Source organism: Quisquiliibacterium transsilvanicum (genome assembly GCF_014202215.1).
Taxonomy (GTDB): Bacteria; Pseudomonadota; Gammaproteobacteria; order Burkholderiales; family Burkholderiaceae_E; genus Quisquiliibacterium; species Quisquiliibacterium transsilvanicum.
The window spans coordinates 483,521-506,031 of sequence record NZ_JACHGB010000002.1 but is presented as its reverse complement, the minus strand read 5'-3'; the positions used below and the strand labels follow the sequence as shown (position 1 = coordinate 506,031).

The 22,511-nt window shown below is 71.2% G+C and carries 20 protein-coding genes and 2 pseudogenes; 8 read left to right on the top strand and 14 right to left on the bottom strand.

Features of this window, described 5'->3' with window-relative positions:
* Positions 1-10 precede the first annotated feature (10 nt).
* The 3 genes from HNQ70_RS05825 to HNQ70_RS05815 are packed head-to-tail and all read right to left on the bottom strand — an operon-like array spanning position 11 to position 2,117.
* Positions 11-658 (bottom strand): SagB/ThcOx family dehydrogenase, encoded by a 648-nt coding sequence (locus HNQ70_RS05825; protein ID WP_183965180.1) that lies wholly within the window; start codon positions 656-658, stop codon positions 11-13.
* Between the two features lie 11 nt (positions 659-669).
* Positions 670-1,545, bottom strand: a complete 876-nt coding sequence (gene ppk2 / locus HNQ70_RS05820; RefSeq protein ID WP_183965179.1) for a polyphosphate kinase 2 — start codon at positions 1,543-1,545, stop codon at positions 670-672.
* Positions 1,546-1,583: 38 nt separating this feature from the next.
* A complete protein-coding gene (locus HNQ70_RS05815; protein WP_183965178.1) occupies positions 1,584-2,117 on the bottom strand; it encodes a hypothetical protein in 534 nt (177 codons plus the stop codon).
* A 100-nt stretch (positions 2,118-2,217) separates the two neighbouring features.
* Between HNQ70_RS05815 and HNQ70_RS05810 the strand changes: the two genes are divergently transcribed.
* Positions 2,218-3,021 (top strand): SIR2 family NAD-dependent protein deacylase, encoded by an 804-nt coding sequence (locus HNQ70_RS05810; RefSeq protein WP_221302650.1) that lies wholly within the window; start codon positions 2,218-2,220, stop codon positions 3,019-3,021.
* A 26-nt stretch (positions 3,022-3,047) separates the two neighbouring features.
* On the opposite strand, the gene HNQ70_RS05805 is transcribed toward HNQ70_RS05810, so the two are convergent.
* A complete protein-coding gene (locus tag HNQ70_RS05805; RefSeq protein ID WP_183965177.1) occupies positions 3,048-3,980 on the bottom strand; it encodes a DMT family transporter in 933 nt (310 codons plus the stop codon).
* Positions 3,981-4,177: 197 nt separating this feature from the next.
* On the opposite strand from HNQ70_RS05805, the gene HNQ70_RS05800 reads away from it, so the two are divergent.
* Positions 4,178-5,041 (top strand): TauD/TfdA dioxygenase family protein, encoded by an 864-nt coding sequence (locus HNQ70_RS05800; RefSeq protein WP_183965176.1) that lies wholly within the window; start codon positions 4,178-4,180, stop codon positions 5,039-5,041.
* A gap of 67 nt (positions 5,042-5,108) precedes the next feature.
* On the opposite strand, the gene HNQ70_RS05795 is transcribed toward HNQ70_RS05800, so the two are convergent.
* Entirely contained in the window at positions 5,109-5,777 is a 669-nt protein-coding gene (locus HNQ70_RS05795; protein WP_183965168.1) for a flavin reductase family protein, read from the bottom strand.
* Between the two features lie 221 nt (positions 5,778-5,998).
* Positions 5,999-6,383 (bottom strand): annotated as a pseudogene (locus tag HNQ70_RS20105) (glutathione S-transferase C-terminal domain-containing protein); the annotation flags it as partial.
* Between HNQ70_RS20105 and phaZ the strand changes: the two are divergent.
* The 3 genes and pseudogenes from phaZ to HNQ70_RS05775 all read left to right on the top strand — a co-directional run bounded on the left by phaZ (position 6,304) and on the right by HNQ70_RS05775 (position 9,712).
* Positions 6,304-7,247, top strand: a pseudogene (phaZ, locus tag HNQ70_RS05785) (polyhydroxyalkanoate depolymerase). The pseudogenes HNQ70_RS20105 and phaZ overlap by 80 nt on opposite strands.
* 73 nt (positions 7,248-7,320) lie before the next feature.
* A complete protein-coding gene (locus HNQ70_RS05780; protein ID WP_343060656.1) occupies positions 7,321-8,520 on the top strand; it encodes an acyl-CoA dehydrogenase family protein in 1,200 nt (399 codons plus the stop codon).
* 52 nt (positions 8,521-8,572) lie between these two features.
* Positions 8,573-9,712 carry an acyl-CoA dehydrogenase family protein gene (locus HNQ70_RS05775; RefSeq protein WP_183965162.1) on the top strand — a complete coding sequence of 380 codons (1,140 nt, stop codon included), beginning with the start codon at positions 8,573-8,575 and terminating at the stop codon, positions 9,710-9,712.
* Positions 9,713-9,791: 79 nt separating this feature from the next.
* Here the strand turns inward: HNQ70_RS05775 and HNQ70_RS05770 are convergent, their stop codons facing one another.
* The 5 genes from HNQ70_RS05770 to HNQ70_RS05750 form a co-directional block, all read right to left on the bottom strand.
* Positions 9,792-11,480, bottom strand: coding sequence for a flavin-containing monooxygenase (locus tag HNQ70_RS05770; RefSeq protein WP_183965160.1), 1,689 nt, complete (start codon positions 11,478-11,480; stop codon positions 9,792-9,794).
* A gap of 67 nt (positions 11,481-11,547) precedes the next feature.
* Positions 11,548-12,561, bottom strand: coding sequence for a DMT family transporter (locus HNQ70_RS05765; protein WP_183965158.1), 1,014 nt, complete (start codon positions 12,559-12,561; stop codon positions 11,548-11,550).
* 16 nt (positions 12,562-12,577) lie between these two features.
* Entirely contained in the window at positions 12,578-13,243 is a 666-nt protein-coding gene (locus tag HNQ70_RS05760; protein ID WP_183965156.1) for a dienelactone hydrolase family protein, read from the bottom strand.
* A 110-nt stretch (positions 13,244-13,353) separates the two neighbouring features.
* Complete coding sequence (locus HNQ70_RS05755; RefSeq protein ID WP_183965154.1) at positions 13,354-14,574, bottom strand: ABC transporter permease; 1,221 nt, start codon at positions 14,572-14,574, stop codon at positions 13,354-13,356.
* 32 nt (positions 14,575-14,606) lie between these two features.
* Entirely contained in the window at positions 14,607-15,794 is a 1,188-nt protein-coding gene (locus tag HNQ70_RS05750) for an efflux RND transporter periplasmic adaptor subunit (RefSeq protein ID WP_183965152.1), read from the bottom strand.
* Positions 15,795-16,018: 224 nt separating this feature from the next.
* On the opposite strand from HNQ70_RS05750, the gene cysK reads away from it, so the two are divergent.
* On the top strand, positions 16,019-16,939 hold the full coding sequence (gene cysK / locus HNQ70_RS05745) for a cysteine synthase A (protein WP_183965150.1): 921 nt from the start codon (positions 16,019-16,021) through the stop codon (positions 16,937-16,939).
* A gap of 9 nt (positions 16,940-16,948) precedes the next feature.
* Here cysK and HNQ70_RS05740 read toward each other — a convergent pair whose 3' ends face one another.
* Positions 16,949-17,476 (bottom strand): c-type cytochrome, encoded by a 528-nt coding sequence (locus HNQ70_RS05740; RefSeq protein WP_183965149.1) that lies wholly within the window; start codon positions 17,474-17,476, stop codon positions 16,949-16,951.
* A gap of 5 nt (positions 17,477-17,481) precedes the next feature.
* A complete protein-coding gene (locus tag HNQ70_RS05735) occupies positions 17,482-18,267 on the bottom strand; it encodes an SDR family NAD(P)-dependent oxidoreductase (protein WP_183965148.1) in 786 nt (261 codons plus the stop codon).
* Positions 18,268-18,356: 89 nt separating this feature from the next.
* Between HNQ70_RS05735 and HNQ70_RS05730 the strand changes: the two genes are divergently transcribed.
* Both HNQ70_RS05730 and HNQ70_RS05725 read left to right on the top strand, forming a co-directional pair.
* Positions 18,357-19,964, top strand: a complete 1,608-nt coding sequence (locus HNQ70_RS05730; RefSeq protein ID WP_183965147.1) for an SLC13 family permease — start codon at positions 18,357-18,359, stop codon at positions 19,962-19,964.
* Between the two features lie 19 nt (positions 19,965-19,983).
* The gene (locus tag HNQ70_RS05725; protein WP_183965146.1) at positions 19,984-21,288 is read left to right on the top strand and encodes a universal stress protein; all 1,305 of its coding nucleotides are present in this window, start codon (positions 19,984-19,986) and stop codon (positions 21,286-21,288) included.
* 11 nt (positions 21,289-21,299) lie between these two features.
* Here the strand turns inward: HNQ70_RS05725 and HNQ70_RS05720 are convergent, their stop codons facing one another.
* On the bottom strand, positions 21,300-22,505 hold the full coding sequence (locus tag HNQ70_RS05720) for an NnrS family protein (protein WP_183965145.1): 1,206 nt from the start codon (positions 22,503-22,505) through the stop codon (positions 21,300-21,302).
* Positions 22,506-22,511 lie beyond the last annotated feature (6 nt).

Below are 22,511 nucleotides of genomic sequence, written 5' to 3'. Positions count from 1 at the left end.
CTCGATCGGCTCAGCCCTTTGCCGGCCGCCCGACCGTCTGTGACAGCAGCACCTGCTGGTCGTGCGACAGGCCCAGCGCCCGGGCGATCGCCTCGCGGTCGATCCAGGCGCGGATCACCGCGGCCAGCCCGGCGCTCGCGCAGTACAGGTAGACGTTCTGCGAGATCGCGCCGGCCGCGCAGTACGCGTAGCGGTCGCGCTCGCCAGCGGGTACCAGCCGCATGCGCGCGTGGTCTGCGACGTAGACCAGGTCCAGCGGCGCCTCGTCGACGAAATCCTGGTAGCCGGTGACCCTGCGCACGTCGGCGCCAGCAGCCAGCTGCAGCGAATGTTCGCGGGGGTCGTAGAGGTACGCACCCGAGGGCATCGCCACGTACACGTCGACCTCCTGCGCATTGAGCGCCGAGGGGGCGGTGCGCCCGCCCTCCTCGCGGTTGACGCCGAAGGCGGCCCACAGCAGGTCCGAGAGCGTCCGCGCCGGCAGCGCGTCTGGCGCGAACTCCCGCGACGACCGCCGCAGCGCCAGCGCCTCCATCAGCGGCATGCCGCCGGCCTTGTGCGGCGGCGGCAGCGCGATCGCCTGCTCGGCCTCGCCCAGCGTCGGCTTCGGCCGCAGCTGCCCCATCATTCCGAGCGCCAGCTTGGTCAGCGTGGACATGTGTTCTCCCTTCAGGCGTGAGGGATCGGCCGCAGGGGCCCGGCGAACTCTTCCCTCAGCGGGGCGCCGTGGAGCGGCGGGAACTTGAAGGTCTCCACAGGCACTTCAACGTCCGGCACCCGGTCGAGCAGGTGACGGATCAGCGTCAGGCGTCCACGCCGCTGGTCGTTGAAGTCCACCAGCGTCCAGGGCGCCTGCTCGGTGTGCGTGGCCTCGAGCATCGCATCGCGTGCCTTGCCGTATTCGCGGTACTTCGTGCGCGCCTTCAGGTCGATCGGCGACAGCTTCCAGCGCTTGAGCGGATCGTCGAAGCGCTCCTGGAAGCGCTCCTCCTGGCGTTCCTGGTCGACGGTGAGCCAGTACTTGAAGAGCAGGATCCCGTCGTCGACCAGCAGCTTCTCGAAGACCGGAGCCTCGCGTAGGAAGCGCCGGTACTCCTCATCCGTGCAGAAGCCCATCACCTTCTCCACTCCGGCGCGGTTGTACCAGCTGCGATCGAACAGCACGATTTCGCCCGCCGCCGGCAGGTGCGCAACGTAGCGCTGGAAGTACCACTGGGTGCTCTCGGCATCGCTGGGCTTGGGCAGTGCCACGACGCGGAACTGCCGGGGGTTGAGGGTTTCGGCGATTGCGCTGATGACGCCGCCCTTGCCCGCGGTGTCGCGCCCCTCGAAGAGCACGACCACGCGCTTGCCGCGATGCTGAACCCAGCGGGCGAGCTGGTTGAGCTCGATCTGCAGCGGCTCGAGAAAATCCTCGTACTCGCTCTTGCCGATTCCCTTCCCGTTGGCCTTGGTCTTGGCCTTGGTCTTGCCGTTGCCGCTGGCCTTTGCCTTGCCGTTGGACTTGTCGTTGCCCTTGGACTTGCGGTCGTCGCTCTTGGACATGCGCTGCGCTCCGTTCGCTGATGGTTCCGACAGTTCCGCTATTGGCCCGCTATTGGCCCGCCGCACCCGCGCCGCTCCTCGCCGTCGAAGCGCAGCAGCACGGTGACCGGATGGACCTCGCCGCTCATGTCGTCGGTGCACCGGGCAGGCCGGAGCGTCAGGCGCAGGCTGTGCGCGCCGGACGCGCCCTCGTGAACCGTGTCGCCGTTGGGCAGCGTGCGCGCAGTAACACCCGGAAAATCGGCGCGCACCGTGCCGTAATGATGGACGACGCGGACCAGATCCCCGGGCCCGACCTCGACGCGCCAGCCGGGTTCGTTGCCCCGCCCGAGGAAACGCACCCCGCGCGCCGCCGCGGCGGCGGCCAGGCCGGCGCCACCGGTGGCGGTCGGTGAGGCGGTCGGTGAGGCGGCGGGGGCCGCGGCCGGTGCCGGGGTCGACGCAGCGGGGGCGCCTGTCGCCATGGCCGGCGACGGCGCGACGCGCGGCGTTTCGGGCGGCGCGGAGCCGAACGGGATGGTGCATGCGGAGAGCAGCGCGAGTGCGCTGCCGAGAGCGAAGGATCGGATCATTTCCATCCGCCAAGTATGTCAGGTCCATGCGATCCGGCGGCCCGCATCGGACGCCGACGCGCGCCGCCATTCCCGCCGATAATTCCACAGGATCTCATCCATGCCCTCGCTGACCGGCACGCACATGCCCGCTGAAGACCTGCTCCCTACCGTACGCCGCTGGATCGACGGCGCCACGCGCATCGTCGTGCTCACTGGCGCCGGCATCTCCACCGACTCGGGCATTCCCGATTTCCGGGGCCCGCAAGGTGTGTGGACTCGCAACCCGGCCGCCGAGAAGCAGGCCACGATCCAGAACTACCTGGCCGAGCCCGATGTGCGCAAGGCGGCCTGGCGCGGCCGGCTGGAGCACACCGCCTGGACGGCCCGGCCGAACGCGGGCCACCTGGCGCTGGTCGACCTCGAGCGCCGCGGCAAGCTGCACGCGCTGATCACCCAGAACGTGGACGAACTGCACCAGATCGCAGGCAACAGCGCCGACAAGGTGATCGAGGTGCACGGCACCATCCGCCGGGTGATGTGCTGGCAGTGCGGTGCGCGCTCGCCGATGCAGGACACGCTCGCGCGGGTGCGCGCCGGAGAGGAGGATCCGCGCTGCAGGCTCTGCGGCGGCATCCTGAAGAGCGACACCATCTCCTTCGGCCAGTCGCTGGTCCCCGAAGTGATCGACCGGGCGATGCGGGCCGCCGGCGAGGCGGACCTGCTGCTGGCGGTGGGCTCGACGCTGCAGGTCTATCCGGTGGCGAGTGTCGTGCCGCTGGCGCGCAGGGCCGGCGCGCGGGTGGTCATCGTCAATGCCGAGGAGACCGCGCTCGACAATCTCGCCGACGCGCTGCTGATGGGGCAGATCGGCAGGCTGCTGCCGGCGATCTGCGGTTCCGGCCAGGGCCAGGGCCAGGGCTAAGGCTAAGGCTAAGGCTAAGGCTAAGGCTAGGGTCCGGGTCCGGCACCGGGTCCGGACCCGGGCACGCGGGACACGCGGGGCCCGGCGGGCGGGCGGCGCCACGGCAGCAGGCCCAGCGTGAGCGCGGTGCCCACCAGGATCACTGCGCACCCGACAAGCATGCGCAGCGTGATCTCCTCGCCCAGGTAGACCGCTCCGGCAGCAATCGCCACCAGCGGGCTCAGGAAGGTGACGGAGGTGGCGCGCACCGGGCCGATGCTGCGCAACAGCGAGAAGTACAGCAGGAAGCCGGCCCCGGACGAGGCCACGCCGAGAAAAATCACCTCGGCCCAGGCCTTCGCCCCCGGCGGCTGTTCCGGCCAGGTGGCGAGGGCCAGCGGCGCGAGCGCCAGCGCCGCCACGCCGATGCTCCCGGCAGCCTGCACGAAGGGATCCACCGCTTGCAGCCGGGTGCGCGCGTAGTTCGAGGACACCCCCCAGAGCGCAGTGACGAAGAGCGTGAGCAGGATGGCTAGCCCCGCCTCCTCGCGAACGCCCGCCTTGTCCCAGACCAGGATGGCCACGCCTACGAAGCCGATCAGCAGGCCGAGCGCGCGCTCGCGGGTGATCGGTTCGCCGACCCAGATGCGTCCGACGATCGCCGCGAACAGCGGCGCAGCCGACTGCAGCACCGCCAGCATTCCCGCCGAGATCGACTTGGCTGCCCAGCCCAGGCCGAGGAAGGGCACCACGGTGAAGGCCAGGCCGAACACCAGCAGCCCGCGCCAGTGCGTGCGGAAGGGCGCGACGCCGCAGCGCCACAGCGCCAGCGGCAGCAGCACCAGCGTGCTGCCCAGCGCCATCCGCATGAACACCATGGGTCCGGCGCCAAAGCTCGGCACCGAGGCGCGCATGAACAGGTAGGCGCTGCCCCAGAGGAAGGCGAGGACCAGCAGCTGCAGGACGTGGACGGGGCGCATCGGCTTCAATCGCGGCGGCGGGCGCCGTCGATCCGCAGGGAGGACGAGCGATGGTGCCATGCGCGCCACCCGCCGCGCCTGCCAAGCCCCGCTTTCCGGCACTGCGGGTGGCGCACGCCCGCCGGGCGCGGTATCGTCCCCGCACCGGACCTGCGGGGCACGCATCCCCACGGGCTGGACCACAGGAGGAGACAGCCTTGAGCATTTCCGTCGAACCCAGCGGCCAGGCCTGCGGCGCGCTGGTGCGCGGCGTCGACCTGACGCGCCCCCTTTCCGACGCAGTGATTGCGTCGATCCGCGAGATCTGGCTGGAACACCAGGTGATCGCCTTCCCCGACCAGCCGATGTCGATCGAGGACCTGAAGCGCTTCGCGCTCGGCGTCGGCCCGCACGGCGACGATCCCTACATCGCCGCGATGCCCGGCCATGCGCACGTGGTGGAGGTGCGCCGCGAGGCGGACGAGCAGACGCCGATCTTCGCCGAGACCTGGCACTCGGACTGGAGCTTCCTTCCCTCGCCGCCGGCAGGCACTGCGCTCTTCGCAGTGACGATCCCGCCGGTGGGCGGCGACACGCTGTTCGCGAACCAGTACGCGGCCTACGAGGCGCTGCCGGCCGCGACCAAGCGCAGGATCGACGATGCGATGGGCGTGCATTCGGCGCGCCGCGGCTATGCCCCCGCCGGCATGTACGGCGAGGCCGACAAGGCGAAGGGGCGATCGATGCGGATCATCTCGTCGGAGTCGGCGATGAAGACGCGGCTGCACCCGGTGGTGCGCGAGCACCCGGAGACCGGCCGCAAGGCGCTCTTCGTGAGCCCGGGCTACACGATCGGAATCGAAGGGATGGAACGGGAAGAGTCGGACGCCCTGCTGCGCGAGCTCTTCGCGCATCAGGTGCGCCCGGAGTTCGTCTACCGGCACCGCTGGACGAAGAACATGCTCACGCTCTGGGACAACCGCTGCCTGCTGCACGCCGCCACGGGCGGCTACCAGGGCCACGCCCGGCTGCTCTACCGGGTCACGATCTCCGAGCGCAGCCCGGTGGCCGCGGCGCACTGAGCTGCCGACGGCGGTGCGGCAAGTCCCCGGGGCGCCTGCCGACGGGAACCAGCCGCCGCCGCAGCGCTCAACGGTAGACGCCGTCCCAGGGCTTCTCTTCCAGCCTGGCGGTGCGCCCGTCCGCCGCCACTTCCGGCCGGTTCAGCGAGAAGATGGTCTCCGGCGTCACCACCGAGTAGTCCATGTAGCCCAGCCGGGCCAGCGGCCGCATCGCGCCGGTGTCGACCTGGCCGTCCCGCACATAGGCCTCGTCGATGTAGATCCCGACCACCTCGCCGAACACCACCGAATAGGCCAGCTCCGGGCGCCGGGAATCCGCCGGCAGGTCGACCGTCTTCCAGTGACGGCACTCGAGCGCCGCGGGGCTGCGCGCCACCCGCGGCGGCTTCACGAAGCGCGAAGCGGCGGTCTCCAGCCCGGCGAGACGGAACTCGTCGACCTCGGCGGAGACCATCGCCGAGGACATGTTCATCTCCCCGCGCAGATCCCAGCTCGCGATCGAGCAGGTGAATTCACCGGTCTCGCGCACGTTGCGCAGCGTGTCCTTGGTGCCGGCGCTGGAGAACATCACCATCGGCGGACGGTCGCTGACGCCGTTGAAGAAGCTGTACGGGGCCAGGTTCAGGGCGCCGTCGGCGCTGACCGTGGAGATCCAGCCGATGGGACGGGGAACGATCAGCGCCTTGAAGGGGTCGTGGCGCATGCCGTGGTCGTTGCTCTGGGTGCTGTAATGCATCGCGTTCTGGCTCGTGGCGGGAGTTGGCCGAACCGGAAGAATGCCTGAAGCGGCCGCAGCCGGCAGCCGGCACTTGGCACCCCGCACCGCCACGAAGCGCCGCGCCCCAGTCTGGCTCAGCGGACGCCCCAGTCCGGCACCGCGGGCGCACCGCGCTGCACCGCCAGGGCTCGTGCACCCGGAGGTCCCCGCGCGCCGGATTGCGCGGCTTGCGCCGCGCGTCAGAACTCCGCCTCCAGTTCGTCGATCTCCAGCGGCTCGCGGCGCGCCGCCTCGCACCAGTCGATCATCTCGGGCATCGCCATCACGGTGTCGCAGTACGCGCGGCAGCGGTGGTCGAGCTTCACGTCGTACGTGATCAAGCGGGTGACCACCGGCGCGTACATCGCATCGGCGATGCGTGCGCCGGCTGCCGAACAGGAAGGGGCCGCCGTAGCGCTCCAGGCAGTCACCCCAGATTTCGACGATGCGGTCGATGTCCGACTGCGCGCGAGCCCAGATGCGAAAGCCCGGAAAGGACCCGCGGATGTTCATCGGCCGCGCCGCGCGCAGGCTCGCGAAACCGGAGTGCATCTCGCCGCAGACGGAGCGGCAGTGGGCGGCGGCCTGCGAAGTGTTCGCGCACACGGCACTTACGCACCGCCGCCCCTCGTTCGGAATCGAGCGGGTGGCCAGCGGCGGGCGCGAGGTCGAGGTCATCGAAGAGGTGGTGCGTTCGACGCCCTTCGGCGAGCTGGTGCGCTTCCGCAAGGACCAGCCCGGCGAGCAGCCGCGGGTGCTGATCGCTGCGCCGATGTCCGGCCACTTCGCGACGCTGCTTCGCGACACCGTGCGGGTGATGCTGGCCGATCAGGAGGTCTACGTCACCGACTGGGCGAACGCGCGCGACGTGCCGCTGCTGGCCGGTCGCTTCGGGCTGGACGAGTACATCGAACATCTGATCGGATTCCTCGAGGCGATGGGGCCCGGCGCGCACCTGATGGGCGTGTGCCAGCCCTGCCCCGCCACGCTCGCGGCCGCCGCGCTGATGGCCGAGGACGAGCACCCGGCGCGCCCGCGCAGCATCACGCTGATGGCGGGACCCGTGGATTGCCGCATCAGTCCCACCCGGGTGAACGAGCTTGCCAACGAGCGGCCGATCGAGTGGTTCGAGCAGAACCTCATCTCCACGGTGCCGCTGCGGCATCCCGGTGCGCTGCGCTGCGTATACCCGGGCTTCCTGCAGCTGACCGCCTTCATGAGCATGAACCCTGACCGGCACACAAGCGCCTTCCTGGGCATGTACAACTGCCTGGTCGCCGGCGAACTCGAACAGGCGAAGGCCGCGCAGGAATTGTGCACCGGCATCCGGCCCTACCTGAAGCAGCACCACGTGCAGACTGGCGTGGGCACTACGGCGTATTCAGCGGCCGGCGGTGGGCCAGCCAGATCTATCCGCTCGTGCGGGACGCGATCCACCTGGCGGGCTGAACCGGGCGGGGGCGAATCGGAACGCCCTGCCTGCCGGGTTTGGCATCATGGCGGGTTGATTCCCGTCGCCCGAATGGAGCCCCCAATGAGCACCACCCTCGACACCTTCCGCGCTGAGACCCGCGCCTGGCTCGAAAAGAACTGCCCGCCCGAGATGCGCACCCCCGCCCTCACCGACGAAGACCGGTGCTGGGGCGGACGCAACGCCACCTTCTCCAGCGACGCGCAGAAGGCCTGGCTCGAGCGCATGGCGGCCAAGGGCTGGACCGTGCCCGACTGGCCGACGGAATACGGCGGCGGCGGGCTCTCGCGCGACGAGACCAAGGTACTGCGCGAGGAAATGCGCGCGCTCGGCTGCCGCCCCCCGCTCGACAGCTTCGGCATCTGGATGCTCGGACCGGCGCTGCTGCAGTACGGCAACGAAGCGCAGAAACGCGAGCACCTGCCTAAGATCGCCCGCGGCGAGATCCGCTGGTGCCAGGGTTATTCGGAGCCCAACGCAGGCTCCGACCTGGCCTCGCTGCAGACCCGCGCCGAGGACAAGGGCGACCACTTCCTGGTCAACGGCTCCAAGATCTGGACCTCGTATGCCGACAAGGCCGACTGGATCTTCTGCCTGGTGCGCACCGACCCCAAGGCGAAGAAGCACGAGGGGATCAGCTTCCTGCTCTTCGACATGGCCAGCCCCGGCGTGTCCACCAAGCCGATCCTGCTGATCTCCGGCAAGTCGCCGTTCTGCCAGACCTTCTTCGACGATGTGAAGGTGCCGAAGGAGAACCTGGTCCACGAGCTGAACAAGGGCTGGACGGTCGCCAAGGCGCTGCTCACGCACGAGCGCAACATGATCGGCGGCATGGGCGAGCGCAACAAGGGCAAGGTCCTGGGCCAGATCGCCGCCGACGCGGTCGGGCGCGATGCGCTGGGCCGGCTCGACGACCCGCAGCTGCGCGCGCGCATCGCGTCCTTCGAGGTCGATGAGCTCGCCTTCCGCTACGCGATGGAGCGTTCAATCGACCTGATGAAGGCCGGCCAGGCCAATCCGGCGTTCTCGTCGGTGCTCAAGTACTACGGCTCCGAGCTGAACAAGCGGCGCAACGAGCTGACGATGTCCGCGCTCGGCTCGGACGGACTCGAGTGGGAGAGCGCGCGCTCCAGCGAAGGCGCCGCGCCGCGCGACTGGCTGCGCTCCAAGGCCAACTCGATCGAGGGCGGCACCAGCGAGGTCCAGCTCAACATCATCTCCAAGCGCATCCTCGGCCTGCCGGACGCCTGATCCCCGGACCGCCACTCCGAACGCAACCGACAAACGAATCCGGATCCAAGACATGGCCCTCGTACTGAACGAAGAACAAACGATGCTGCGCGACAGCGCGCAGGCCTTCCTCGCAGAGAACGCGCCGATCGCCCAGCTGCGCAAGCTGCGCGACAGCCGCGACGCCGCCGGCTACTCCCCCGATCTCTGGCGCAGCTTCGCCTCGATGGGCTTCGCCGGCGCGCTGGTGCCCGAGGCCCACGGCGGCCTCGGCCTCGGCCCGATCGAGGCCGGCGCGATCATGGAGGCGATCGGCCGCAACCTGGTCGCCTCGCCCTTCCTGTCCACTTCCGTGCTCGCCGCGACCGCACTGATGCATGGCGGCAACTCGGCCCAGCAGTCCGCCTGGCTGCCGAAGATCGCCGCCGGCGAGGTGGTGGCCGCGCTGGCCGCCGACGAGAGCGCCAAGCATCGCCCGAACCGCATCGCGACCAGGGCAGAGCCCAAGGGCGGCAGCTTCACGCTGTCCGGCGCCAAGACCTTCGTGGTCGACGGCCACGTCGCCGACCTGCTGATCGTCGCCGCGCGCACCGCCGGCGGCGTGGACGACGCCGAAGGCGTCACGCTGTTCCTGGTCGACCCAAAGGCCCGCGGCGTCAGCATCGAGCGCACCGTCATGGTCGACGCTCACAACGCCGCGCGAGTGAGCTTCGACAACGTGGAGTTGGCCGCGGACGCGCTGCTCGGCGGCGTGGGCTCGGGCCGCGCGCTGCTCGACACGGTGCTCGACGCGGGCCGTGCCGCGCTGGCCAGCGAGATGGTCGGCGTTGCCGACCAGGCCTTCGAGCGGACCATGGTCTACATCAAGGAGCGCGAGCAGTTCGCCCAGCCGATCGGCAGCTTCCAGGCGCTGCAGCACCGTGCCGCACACCTCTACAGCGAGATCGAGGTGACCCGCGCCGCGGTGATCAAGGCGCAGCAGGCGCTTGAAGCCGATCCGTCCGGCTCGGGCCGGCTGGTGTCGCTGGCCAAGGCGCGTGCCGGAATGAGCACCACGCTGGCGGTGCAGGAAGGCGTGCAGATGCACGGCGGCATGGGAATGACCGACGACTTCGACGTCGGCCTGTTCATGAAGCGGCTGCGGGTCACGCAGGAGCTGTTCGGCGACGACGCCTTCCACGCCGACCGGCTCGCGACGCTGGCGGGCTACTGATCCTGCGACGGCGACGGGCGCGGCCGCGCCCGTGCCCGTGTGTCCAGGCGAGGGCCGGCATGCGCCGGCCCTGCGTCGTTCAGGCCGTCGCCGCGTGCGCGGCGCGATCGAAGACGAAGCCCTCGTAGCCGCGCGCCGCCACCTGGTCGCACTTCGCCACGTAGTCGGGGAAGCCGATCAGCGGCATGAACACCCGCGGCTTGCCGGGCACGTTCGCGCCCAGGTACCAGGAGTTGCAGCCCGGGAACAGCGTGCGGTCGGCCACCGCGTTGACGTGCGCCACCCAGCCGTCCTCGGCTTCCGGGGTCGCCTCGATCGCCCGGTGCCCGTTGGCGCGCATGTAGGCGATGCAGTCCGAGATCCATTCGACGTGCTGCTCGATCGACACGATCATGTTGGTGAGCACCGAGGGACTGCCCGGGCCCGACACGGTGAACATGTTCGGGAAGCCGGCGATGCCGAGCCCCAGCCAGGTGCGCGGCCCTGCCGCCCACTTGTCGCGCAGGCTGACGCCGCCGCGGCCGCGGATGTCGATCTTCAGCAGGCTGCCGGTCATCGCGTCGAAGCCCGTGGCGAACACCAGGCTGTCGAGCTCGTATTCCTGGCCGCCGGCGCGCACCCCCTTCGGAGTAATCGCCTCGATCGGCGCCTCCGAGACGTCCACCAGGCGCACGTTGGGGCGGTTGTAGGTCTCGTAGTAGCCGGTGTCGATGCACAGCCGCTTGCAGCCGATGATCTGCCGGGGCATCAGCTTTTGCGCGATGGCGGAGTCGCGGACGGTCTCGGCGATGCGGGAGCGCACGAACTCGGCAGCGTAATCGTTGGCGCGCTCGTCGAGCATCAGGTCGCCGAAGGCGCCCAGGAACACCAGTCCGCCGCGGGCCCAGCGCTCGGCGAAAGCACGCTCGCGCTCCTCCGGCGTGGCGGCCAGCGCGGAGCTGTCGTTGCGCGCCATCATTGAACCGAAGGCGTTCTGCATCGTGCGGTTGCGGGCCCGGAAGGCCGCGTAGTCCGCCTTGATCCCCGCCTCGTACTCGGGGTCCAGCGGCGCATTGCGCGCAGGCACCGCGTAGGTGGCAGTGCGCTGGAAGACCACCAGCTCCTTCGACTGCTCGGCGATGATCGGGATGGACTGCAGCGCGGACGATCCGGTGCCGATGACGCCGACGCGCTTGCCGCTGAAGTCCACGCCCTCGTGCGGCCAGAGCCCGGTGTGGAAGCGCTCGCCCTCGAAGCTGTCGCGTCCCGGGATCTCCGGCAGGTTGGCCGAGGACAGGCAGCCGGTGGCCATCACCAGCCAGCGCGCGCTGCACTCGCGCTCCTCGCCGCCGTCCTTGCCGCCGTCCTCTCCCCGGGTGCGCACCCGCCACAGGTCCGCCGCCTCGTCGTACTGCGCGCCGAGCACCCGGGTGCGGAAGCGGATGCCGTCGAGCAGACCGAAGCGCTCGGCGACGTGCTGCGCGTAGCGCAGGATCTCCGGCTGCGCAGCAAAGCGTTCGGTCCAGCGCCAGTCCCGCTGCAGGTCCTCGTCGAAGGAGTAGGAGTACTCCATGCTCTCGACGTCGCAGCGCGCGCCGGGGTAGCGGTTCCAGTACCAGGTGCCGCCCACCCCGCCGCCGGCCTCGAAGACCCGGGCCGACAAGCCCAGCTGGCGGGCGCGGTGGAGCATGTACATCCCCGCGAAGCCGGCCCCGACGATGACCAGGTCGTGGGTCTCGGCCGTTGCGGCTCCCTGCTGCGCACGCGGCGCGGCCTGCGTGTCTTGCATTGCTGTCTCCTTCGGTGATGCCCGCTTGCCGCCTGGGCGCGGCCGGGTCTGTGTCTGTCCTTCGAGTCTAGCGGCGAACCGGACCGGGGTCCGCGCTCGCGCCGGCCGATTCCGGAATCGACGGACCGCTCGCCGGCGCCGGCCTGCGCGCCTCGTGACGCGCGATCCAGACCGAGGCCACGAAGATCACCGCGGCGCCGATCAGGGTGCTCTGGGTTGGGACGTTGCCGAAATAGAGGAAGCCCAGGCCGGAGGCCCAGATCAGGTCGAGGAATTTGACCGGCTGGGTGGCGGAGATGTCGGCCGAGCGGAAGGCGCGCGTCATGCAGTAATGGCCGAGGCTGCCCAGCACGCCGCAGGCCGCGAACACCATCCACTGGAACGCGCTCGGCTGGCGCCAGGCGAGCAGTGCCGCCGGCAGCGTGAACAGCGTCACCGTGACCGTCTGCCAGAACACGATCACCTCGGGCCGGTCGCGACGCGTGAGCATCTTGGCGAGCAGGAACGATGCGGAGAATAGCGGCGCGGAGGCCAGCATCACGAGGTTGTAGTGACCGCCGCTGCCGTCGAGCTTGGGCCCGATCACCACCAGCACGCCGAGCAGGCCGATCGCGGCCGCCAGCCAGCGCGCCTTGTACATGCGCTCGCCCAGGAACAGCCAGGCGCCGATCATCGTGAAGATCGGCCCGGTGAAGCCGATCGCCGTGGTGTCGGCGAGCGGGATCTGCGGCAGCGCGGCGAACCACAGGAACATCCCCGCGGTGTGGGTGGCGCCGCGCAGGAACTGGCCGCGGGGATCGTTGGGCCGGTAGTGGGCGAGCCCGGAGCGCAGCACCAGCGGCAGCATCACCAGCAGGCCGAACAGGTAGCGCAGGAACTGCGTCTGGTAGCTGTCGAGCTCCAGCGCCATCGCCCGCACCGAGGCGTTGAGGACGCTGAAGAGCAGGCCGGCCGCGATCGTCCAGAGCATCCCGCGCAGGGTGGGCCCGAGCGCATCGGCGCGGGCACGCAGCGCGCGCAGGGAATCCAGGGCGCCCGACCGCCCGGGCGCGTCCGGCCCGGGCGGAGGGCTCTGGATCATTGGAACGCGCGCTTACTCAGCCGAGGTGCTTGCCGAGGAAAACCATCATGCGCTGCCAGGCCTGATCGGCGCAGGCAGCGTCGTAGACATCGCCCCGGCGCTCGTTGAAGAAGCCGTGATCCGCGTCGTAGCGATGGATCTCGGGCGCGCGGCCGGCGGCCTTCATCGCCTTCTCGAGCGCGTCGGCGGCGGCCGGCGTGCACCAGTCGTCCTTGTTCGCGAAGTGCGCCTGGAACGGCACCTTGATGTCGGCGGGGCTGGCCAGCTGCTCGGGAGGAATGCCGTAGAAGCAGACCCCGGCCGATACCTCGGGCACGTGCACCGACGCTGCAATGGTCAGCGCGCCGCCCATGCAGAAGCCCATCACCGCCACCTTGCCGCCGCCGGCGGCCAGGTGCTGCGCGGCGCCGCGGATGTCCTGGTGGGTGGCGCCGGGAAAATCGAGCCCGTCCATCAGGTGATTGGCCTCGTCGGGCTGCTGCGTGACGCGGCCCTTGTAGAGGTCCGGGGCCAGCGCGTTGTAGCCGGCACGCGCGAAGCGGTCGGCCACGCCGCAGATCTGGTCGTTCAGGCCCCACCACTCCTGGATCACGATCACCGAGGGCCGGCCCTTGCCCGCCTCGGCGTAGTAGCCGGACGTGCGTCCGCCGTCGGGGCGGGTGAACTCGATCTTCTGTCCCATTGCAGTCTCCTTGCGGTGCTCGCCGTGCGCGGACGGCATTCGGTTTAGCTTGTTCGGTTGAGCGCGGCTACGCGCATTCTCCATCATCGACGGCCGCAGCCGTCGCGGGCTCATTCCGCTCTGAGCGCATCCGCAGGCGTCATCCGGGCCGCCACCCGGGCCGGGTACAGCCCGAACACCACCCCGGCCAGCAGGCTGGCCGCGAATGCGGCGAGCCCGGCCTGCAGCGAGACGATCACCGGCATGTCCCAGCGCACCGCCACCAGCCAGGCGACCGCCACCCCGAGCGCCAGCCCGACCACGCCCCCGGCGACGCAGATGACGACCGACTCGTAGAGGAACTGCAGCAGGATGTCGCGCCGGCGCGCGCCCACGGCCATCCGCAGACCGATCTCGCGGGTACGCTCGGTGACGGTCACCAGCATGATGTTCATGATGCCGATGCCGCCCACCAGCAGGCTCACCGAGGCGATCGTCGCCAGCAGCGCGCGCATGCTGCCGGCCGCCTCCTGTTCGTTGTCGTAGACGGCGTCCTGGCGGCGCACGCTGAAATCGTCCTCGGCGCCCGCGGCGATCCGGTGCCGCGTGCGCAGCAGCATCAGGATGTCGGCCTCGCCCTGCGCGATGCCGGCCGCCTCGTCGGCCTCGACCATGATCCGCCAGACGCGGCCCGGGAAGCCGGTGCGGTAGAGCTCGCGCCGCGCGGTGCTGTAGGGCACGATGACGAGGTCGTCCAGGTCGTTGCCGGACAGCGAGCGCCCCTTGCGGGCCAGCACGCCCACCACCACGAACGGCACGTTGCGGATCCGCAGCGTGCGCCCCACCGGGTCCTCGCCGAGGAACACGCGCTCGACGATGGTGGCGCCGACGACCGCCTTGCGCGCGCCGGCGCGCAGGTCCTCCTCGTCGAACGACTGCCCGGCTTCGAACGGCCAGTCGCGCACCTCGAAGAAACCGGGGGTGGTGCCCTGCACCGGCGCCAGCCAGTTCTGCGCCCCGTGCACCAGTTGCGCGGTGCCGTAGTACATCGGCGCCACCGCAGTGACCGAGGGCAGCGCGGCGATCGCCGCCAGGTCCCCGAGCGTCAGCGTAGGCGCGCTGCCGGATGCCTGGCGGACTCCGCCCGCCGTCGGCGCGCCCGAGGCGACCACGATCACGTTGCTGCCGAGCGAGCGCATCACCTCCTGCACCCGCTCCTGCGAGCCCTGGCCGACGGCCATCATCACCACCACCGAGGCGACGCCCACGACCATCCCCAGCATCGCGAGTCCGGTGCGCAAGGGCCGCCGGCCCAGCGCCTTCCAGGCTTCCGCGCCCAGGTTCGCGAGCATCGTTCGGAGTCTCCGTCGAGGCCCGGGCGGCGCTAGAAGAGCCGCAGCCGGAAGCCGCCGGCGCGCTCGCCCGCGGCCGGCACGATCTCGCCCACCGCGACCCGGTCGCCGGGCCCGAGTTCGCCCGCGTCCACCAGCTCGGTATGGCTGCCGTCGGAAATTCCGACGGCGACCGGAACCCGCGCCAGCACCGGTCGTCCATGCGCCCGTGATTCGACGTGGAGCACCGCCCGCGACGCTTCGCCACCGCCCGCCGCCTGTGCGGGCGAGCGCGCGCCGGTTCCCGAGACCACCGCGGGGTCTGAGGGCCGGAAGCGCAACGCAGTGCTGGGCACCTTGAGCACCTCCGCGCGGCCATCGACCCGGATGCGCACCGTGGCGGTCATGCCGGGCAGCAGCAGGCCATCGTCGTTGCGGGTCGACAGCACGACGTTGTAGGTGACCACGTTCTGCTCGATCTTGGGGTTCAACCGGAGCTGCCGCACCGTCGCCCGGAAGGTGCGATCGCCGAGGGCATCGACGCGGAAGTTGGCCGGCATGCCCGGTTTCAGCGACGCGATGTCCGCCTCGGCGACGAGGGTGTCGATCTGCATGTCGCGCAGGTCGCGGGCGATCAGGAACAGCTGCGGGGTCTGGAAGCTCGCCGCCACCGTCTGGCCGACGTCGACGCTGCGGTCGATCACCACCCCGTCGATCGGCGAGCGGATCACCGTGTAGCCGAGGTTGGTGCGCTCCCGGTCGATCTGCGCCTGGATGGCCCGGGTCCGCGCACGCGCCGCCTCCACCGCCTGGCGCTCGTCGTCGCGCTGCGCGCCCGAGACGAAGCCGCGCGCCACCAGCTCCTCGGTGCGTGCGAGCCGCTGCCGCGCCAGGCTCAGCTGCGTGCCCGCCTCATGGAGGTTGGCGTCGAGCTGGGCCAGCTGCGCCTCGATCAGCGCCGGGTCGATCTCGGCCAGCGGCTGGCCCGCCCTGACCCGCTGGTTGAAATCCACGTGCACCGCGCGGATCGTGCCGGACACCTGGGTGCCCACGTTCACCAGCGTGACCGGCTTCAGGGTGCCGGTGGCCGCCACCGTCTGCTCGATCGGGCCGCGCTCCACCTGGGCGAAGCGGAAGCGCTCGTCAAGCGTCGGCGGCCGGTGGCGATCGGCGTTCCACCACCAGAAGACCGCGGCGGCGGCGAGCATCAGGACCAGGAGTATCGATTTGGTGCGGCGCATCTGCGGCTGGCTCGGTTCGGGTCCCTGACCCGGAGGCCCGCGCGCTCGCGGGCCGGGCGCCGGGGCGCAGCGATTATGCCGCGAACCGGCGCCCCGCCCCGCCCTCGTCCGCCAAAGCGGCGGGTCCGGCGACAGGCGGCCGGGCGGCGCGCCGCGACGTATGAGCAAATGAGCCGGCCTGGACGCGCTGGCCAAACCGGGCGCCAGCGCCTATCCTCATCGCCATGAAAGCATCCAACATCCTCGCCACGATCGGCGGCACGCCGCACGTTCGGATCAACCGCCTGTTCGGCGCCACCCACGAAGTCTGGATCAAGTCGGAGCGGGCCAATCCCGGCGGCTCGATCAAGGACCGGATCGCCCTGGCCATGATCGAGGACGCCGAACAGCGCGGCCTGATCCGCGCCAACGGAATCATCGTCGAGCCCACCTCCGGCAACACCGGCGTGGGGCTGGCCATGGTGGCGGCGGTCAAGGGCTACAAGCTGGTGCTGGTGATGCCGGACAGCATGTCGATCGAGCGCCGCCGCCTGATGCTCGCCTATGGCGCCGAGTTCGTGCTCACCCCGAGGGAAAAGGGCATGACCGGCGCGATCGCACGCGCCCGGGAGATCGTCGAGGCCACGCCCGGCGCCTGGATGCCCCAGCAGTTCGACAACCCGGCCAATGCCGACATCCATGAGCGCACCACGGCTCGCGAGATCCTTGCCGACTTCCCCGGCGGCGTCGACGTGCTGATCACCGGCGTGGGCACCGGCGGCCACCTCACCGGCTGCGCCCGCGCGCTCAAGGCCGCCTGGCCGAAACTGAAGGTCTTTGCCGTAGAGCCGGTGGCCTCCCCTGTGATCTCTGGCGGCGCGCCGGGCCCGCACCCGATCCAGGGGATCGGCGCCGGCTTCATCCCGGCCAACCTCGACACCTCCCTGCTCGACGGCGTCATCCAGGTCGATGCCGAGCCGGCGCGCGAGATGGCGCGGCGCTGCGCCCGCGAGGAAGGGATCCTGGTCGGCATCTCGTCCGGCGCGACGCTGGCCGCGATCGCCGCGAAGCTGCCGGAGATTCCGGCAAACTCGACCGTGCTGGGATTCAACTACGACACCGGCGAGCGCTACCTGTCGGTCGAAGGCTTCCTGCCTCAGGAGTGAGGCAGGCGCTCAGCGCGGGTCGCGGTGCGCGCGGTCGATGCGGGCCTGATGCGCCCGCGACTGCTCGGACCAGCGGCTCGCGATGAAGCCGAGCACTGCGCGGATCTGCGCCTCGTCCAGCACGCCCTCGAAGCCCGGCATGTCGCTCTGGTAGCCCACAGGCGCGATCGGCGGACGCATGCCCTTGCGCGTGATCGCCAGCAGCACCTCGTCCGGATGGTGCCAGGTGTGCCCGCTGTCATCGTGCGGCGGCGCGGGCAGACGACCTGACGGCTTGCGCTCGCGCCAGGCCGGTTCGCCCTCCAGGTTGGCGCCGTGGCAGCTTGCGCAATGCTGCGCATAGAGCGCGCGCCCCTGCTCGATCTGGGCTGCGCTCGCAGCGGACAGCGGCGCGGGCGCCGCGGACCAGGTTCCCGCCCGCCAGGCGACCCCCGCCGCCACGGCTGCGATCAGCAGCCCGATGACGATCGCAGCGCGCCGCGCGCGCACGGCCCGCGGGCTGCGCCGCCCGGCCGCCAGGTCGTCCTTCCCCGCCATGCCGTTCAGATCACCGAGACCGTGCAGCCGTCCATGGGCACGATGGCCCCGGACACGTAGCTGGCGCGCCCCGAGGCGAGCCACGCGACCGCGTCGGCGATTTCAGCGGGCTCGGCAAGCCGCCCCATCGGAATGCGGGCAAGCTCGTCCTCGAGCAGCGCCTCCCTGCTGCGGCCCGACGTCCTGGCCGAAGCCTCCAGCCCCTCGTCGATCCGGCTGGTGCGCGTGAGCCCCGGGTTGACCGCATTGACCCGCACGCCCTTGCCGGCGTACGCGCGCGCCAGTCCGACCGTGGCCAGCATCAGCGCGGAATTCGCCGCACCGCCGGCGATGTGCATCACCCCTGCCTGGCGTCCGCCCTGCCCGATCACATTGACGATGCTGCCCTGCCCGCGCGCAGCCATGCGGCGCGCCACCGGCTCCATCACGTGCACGTAGCTGAAATACTTGGCGTCCATCGCCTGGCGGAAGGCTGCCGGTTCGAGCTCGTCGGGCGCATAGCGGCGCGCGGCGCCGGCCGAGTTCACCAGCACGTCGATGGCTCCGAAGCGCGCCCAGGCCTCGTCGACCAGCCGGGCTGCCGCTGCCGAATCGACCAGGTCGGCCACCACTGCGTGCATCTCCAGTCCCTGCGCAGCCAACGATGCGCGGGCCTGTGCCAGGTTGGCCTCGCTGCGCGACACGCCCACCACCACCGCACCCTCGCGCGCCAGCGCCGCGGCGCATGCCAGGCCGATGCCCTTGCTCGCGCCGGTGACCAGCGCGATCTTGCCCTTCAGCTCCAGATCCATGCTTCCTCCTGCCGGGCGCCGCGGCGCCGGTATCCTTCGTCCGATGCATCGGAAACCATCGAAGGATAACCTCATGCGAGAGGACCGGCATGGCTGAGCCGGGCGACCGGCAGCCGGCAGGCGCCCCGGGGCCGAGGGGAAGCACGGGCGGAACCACGGGCGGCGCCCCGGGCGGAACCCCGGGCGGAACCACGGGCGGAACCACGGGCGGAATCCCGGGCCAGGCCCCGGGCGGCGGATGGCGCCTGGCGGCCCTCGTCGCCGCCCCGCTGCTGGCGCTGGCGACCGCGCTGGCGCTGCCCGCCAGCTTCGTCGGCCCGGACGGCACGGTGGAGGCGCTGTCGCCCGCCGCGCGCGCGACGGTTGGCATGCTGGTATGGATGGCCGTCTGGTGGGTCACCGAGGCGGTGCCCATCGAGGCGACTTCGCTGCTGCCGGTTGCCGCCTTCCCGCTGCTGGGGGTGGCGCCGCTGGGCGACGCGCTCGGCCCCTATGCCTCGGACGTCATCTTCCTGTTCCTGGGCGGCTTCATGCTGGCCGCGGCGATGACCCGCTGGGGTCTCGACCGGCGCATCGCCTTCGCCACGATCGGGCTCGCCGGCACTTCTCCGGACCGAGTGATCGCCGGCGTGATGGTCGCGACCGCGTTCGTCAGCATGTGGGTGTCCAACAGCGCGACCGCAGCGATGATGGTCCCGATCGCGCTGTCGCTGATCCGGCTGGCCGGCGAGAGCGCGCAGGCGCGGCGCTTCGCTGTCGCAATGCTGCTCGGCGTGGCCTGGTCGGCATCGATCGGCGGCCTCGGCTCGCTGATCGGCTCGCCGCCCAACGGGATCGTGGTGCGCTACGTCGAGCAGACCTGGGCGCGGGAGATCTCCTTTGCGCACTGGGTCGGCATCGGGCTGCCGCTGGTGCTGGTGCTGCTGCCGCTGGCCTGGCTGCTGCTGACCCGGGTGCTGTTCCGTCACGGTCTCATCGAACTGGGCGGCGGCCGCAGCCTGGTGCAGGCCGCGCGCCGCGAGCTGGGCCCGATGTCGCGCGGCGAGCTCGCCACCCTGGTCGCCTTCGGGCTGGCTGCGGTCGCCTGGATGCTGCGGCCGCTGCTCGCCGGGATCGAGGTCGCCGGGCTGCGCCCGCTGGCCGGCCTGAGCGACGCGGGCATCGCGATCTGCGCGGCGCTGGCGCTGTTCGCCTGGCCGGTCGATGCGCGCAGACGGGTGTTCGCGCTGGACTGGCAGAGCGCGGTCCGGCTGCCCTGGGGCGTGCTGCTGCTGTTCGGCGGCGGCCTGTCGCTGGCGGCTGCGTTCGAGGCCAACGGCGTGACCCGGATGCTCGCCGCCGCGGCCCGCTCGGTCGGCGAGATTCCCGACCTCGCCGCGTTCGCGGGCATCGTCGGCGCTTCGGTCTTCCTGTCGGAGATGACGTCGAACACCGCGCAGGTCGCTGCAACCACGCCGGTGCTGGCGGCGATCGCCCCTGCGCTGGGCGTCGAACCGATCCACCTGGTCATCGCCAGCGCCCTCGGCGCAAGCTGCGCCTTCATGATGCCCGTTGGCACGCCGCCGAACGCCATCGTGTTCGGCACCGGCCACCTCACCATCTGGCAGATGTGCCGGGCGGGCTTCTGGCTGAACCTGATAGCCATCGTCGTGATCGTGGCCCATGCCACGGTCTGGCTGCCCTGGGTCCTGGGCTGACCTCTTGCGGAGCGCCACCATGAACATCGTCTGCGGCACCGACTTCAGCCCTCCCGCCGCCGAGGCTGCGAGCCTGGCCGCGCTGATCGCCCGGCGGCTCGACCGCCTCCTGCTCCTGGTCCACGTACTGGACACTCGCGGCGTGATGTTCAACCAGGCGACGGTGCTGGAAGCACTGCAGCGCCAGGCCGCCGAGCGCCTGGGCGACGAAGTCGCGCGGCTGCGCGCACTGGGCGCGCGCGTCGAGCCGCTGGTCTTCGAGGGCTGGCCCGACGAAGGTCTGCTGCGCGCCGCCGAGGAGCGCGGCGCCGAACTGCTCCTGCTCTCGGCGACTGGCGCGGGCGCTTCGCCGCACAGCCTGCTCGGCAGCACCGCTGAGCGCGTCTCGAGCAGCGCGGACGCGCCGCTGCTGATGGTGCGCGACGCCGGCCGGCTGCGCCAGTGGCTCGAGGGCGACCGCGCGCTGAAGGTGCTGTGCGGCGTCGACGCTTCGCTCGCCTCGGAGGCCGCGATCGAGTGGCTGCGCCGGCTGCGCCTGATGGCGCCCTGCGAGCTGGTCGCGACCGGCGTCGATGAGGCGCCGGACGAAGGCGCGCACGCACGGCTGCGCGAGCGCATCGAGCGGCGGCTCGGTCCGGACGCCGTGCGGGTCGCCGACGCGCCGGCCGGCTACGACGTTGCCGCGCGGATCGCCGCGCTCGCCGCGGATGAGTCGGCGGACCTGATCGTGGTCGGCAGCCATCAGCGCCGCGGACTGGACCGCGCGCTGCACGGATCGGTGTCGGTCGGGCTGATGCGCACGGCCAGCGCGAACGTGCTGGTCGCGCCCGCCTCCATCGCGGATCGCCTCGCCCCTGCCCCCGCGGGCCATGCCCGGCGCGTGCTGATCGCCACCGACCTGTCGCCGCACGGCCGGCGCGCCGCCAGGTTCGCACTGGCGATGCTGCCGCAGGGCGCGCGGGTGCGCATCATGACCGTGGTGAACCAGAGGACGATGCCCGCGGCCCCGCTCGCCGTGCAGGCCGCAGACCCCGGGCAGCAGTCCCGCTATGCCGCGTGGCAGGAGCAGTGCCGGGCCCAGCTCAGGGCGCTGCTGCCCGCCGATCTCCAGGCGCGCGGGCTGTCGGTCGAGACCGACGTGGTCGAAGGCGAGGATCCGGCCGACGCGATCGTCGCCGCGGCCGATGCGATCGACGCCGACCTGGTCTGCCTGGGCACTGCGGGCCGCACCGGGCTCGCCGCCAGCCTGCTGGGCTCGGTCGCGCAGCGCGTGCTGGGCCGGAGCCGCCGCCCGGTGATGCTGGTTCCCGAACGGGGCGACTGACCGCAGGCGGATCAGCCGTCGCGGCCGTCGATCCGGGCACGCGTCAGCCGCGTCCAGTAGACCGCCAGATACAGCAGGAAGGCCGCCGCCCAGAGCAGCGAGGACAGCTCGATGATGCGCAGGGTCTGCCCCGGCGCCACCAGCGGCCCGAACACCCGCAGCAGCGCGGCCAGCTGCACCATCGCGTACATCGCGGCCTCGGAGCGCCCGGCGATCAGCATCCTGCCGGTGTGGCCGAGCGCGGTGCGCGTGATCATGCCGATGATCAGCCCGCCGACAAGGCCGACCGAGAACGCGTGCACCGACAGCGTCCGCGGCACCCAGCCAAGCGCGGCCGCCGCCATCAGCGCGAACCCCACCGCAGCCCAGGCGTAGGAAGCATGCAGGATCCAGAGGATGGGCTTGCCGAGCGTTCCCCGCGGACCCCATCCGGCCAGCCGGATCGCGTGCAGCAGCGCAGCCGCCGCAGCCACCACGGTGAGCCCGGCCCCGGACACGCCGGCGAGCTCGAGCGCGAAGGCGAGCACGCTGGCCCCGATCGCCGCACGGTCCAGCCGCGCATCCTTGAACTGCCTGAGCCCGGGCACGGCGCTGGCCGTGAACATCGGGATCACGCGGCCGCCGATCACGAATGTCAGCGTGGCCACCAGGTAGAGCCCGAAACGCACCACGGCGTCCGGGTTGACGCCACCGGCGAGGCCCTGCCCCGCCGCCCAGAAGATCACATCCGCCGCCGCCAGAACCGCGAACAGCACGCCGACGAAGTAGTTGCGGCGGTTGCGCGAGCGCAGCAGCGGCCGCAGCAGCGCGATCGCCACCAGCAGCAGGAAAGCGAGCTCGATGACGATGCCGAGTCCCGGGGCGCCCGCGACAAAGGCGATGCGCGCCGCCAGCCAGAGAGCGCAGAGCGCTGCGAGGTGCGCGCCGGTCGGAGTCGGCTGACTGGTCCAGTTGCGCACGGCGGTGAACAGGAAGCCGGTGATGATCGCGAGCGCGAAGCCGAACACCATCTCGTGCGCATGCCAGGTTCGCGCGGGAAGCCCCTGCGGCAGCGCCACCGAGCCGGCGAAGACCGCCACCCACAGTGGAATTCCCAGCGCAGCGAACAGCGCGCCAAGCAGGTAGAAAGGACGGAAGCCCAGCCGCCACAAGGCAAAGGCCCCCGTGCCCGCCTGGGGCAGCGCCGGATTTTCGATCTGCAACAGCTGCTTGCTCATGGCTGC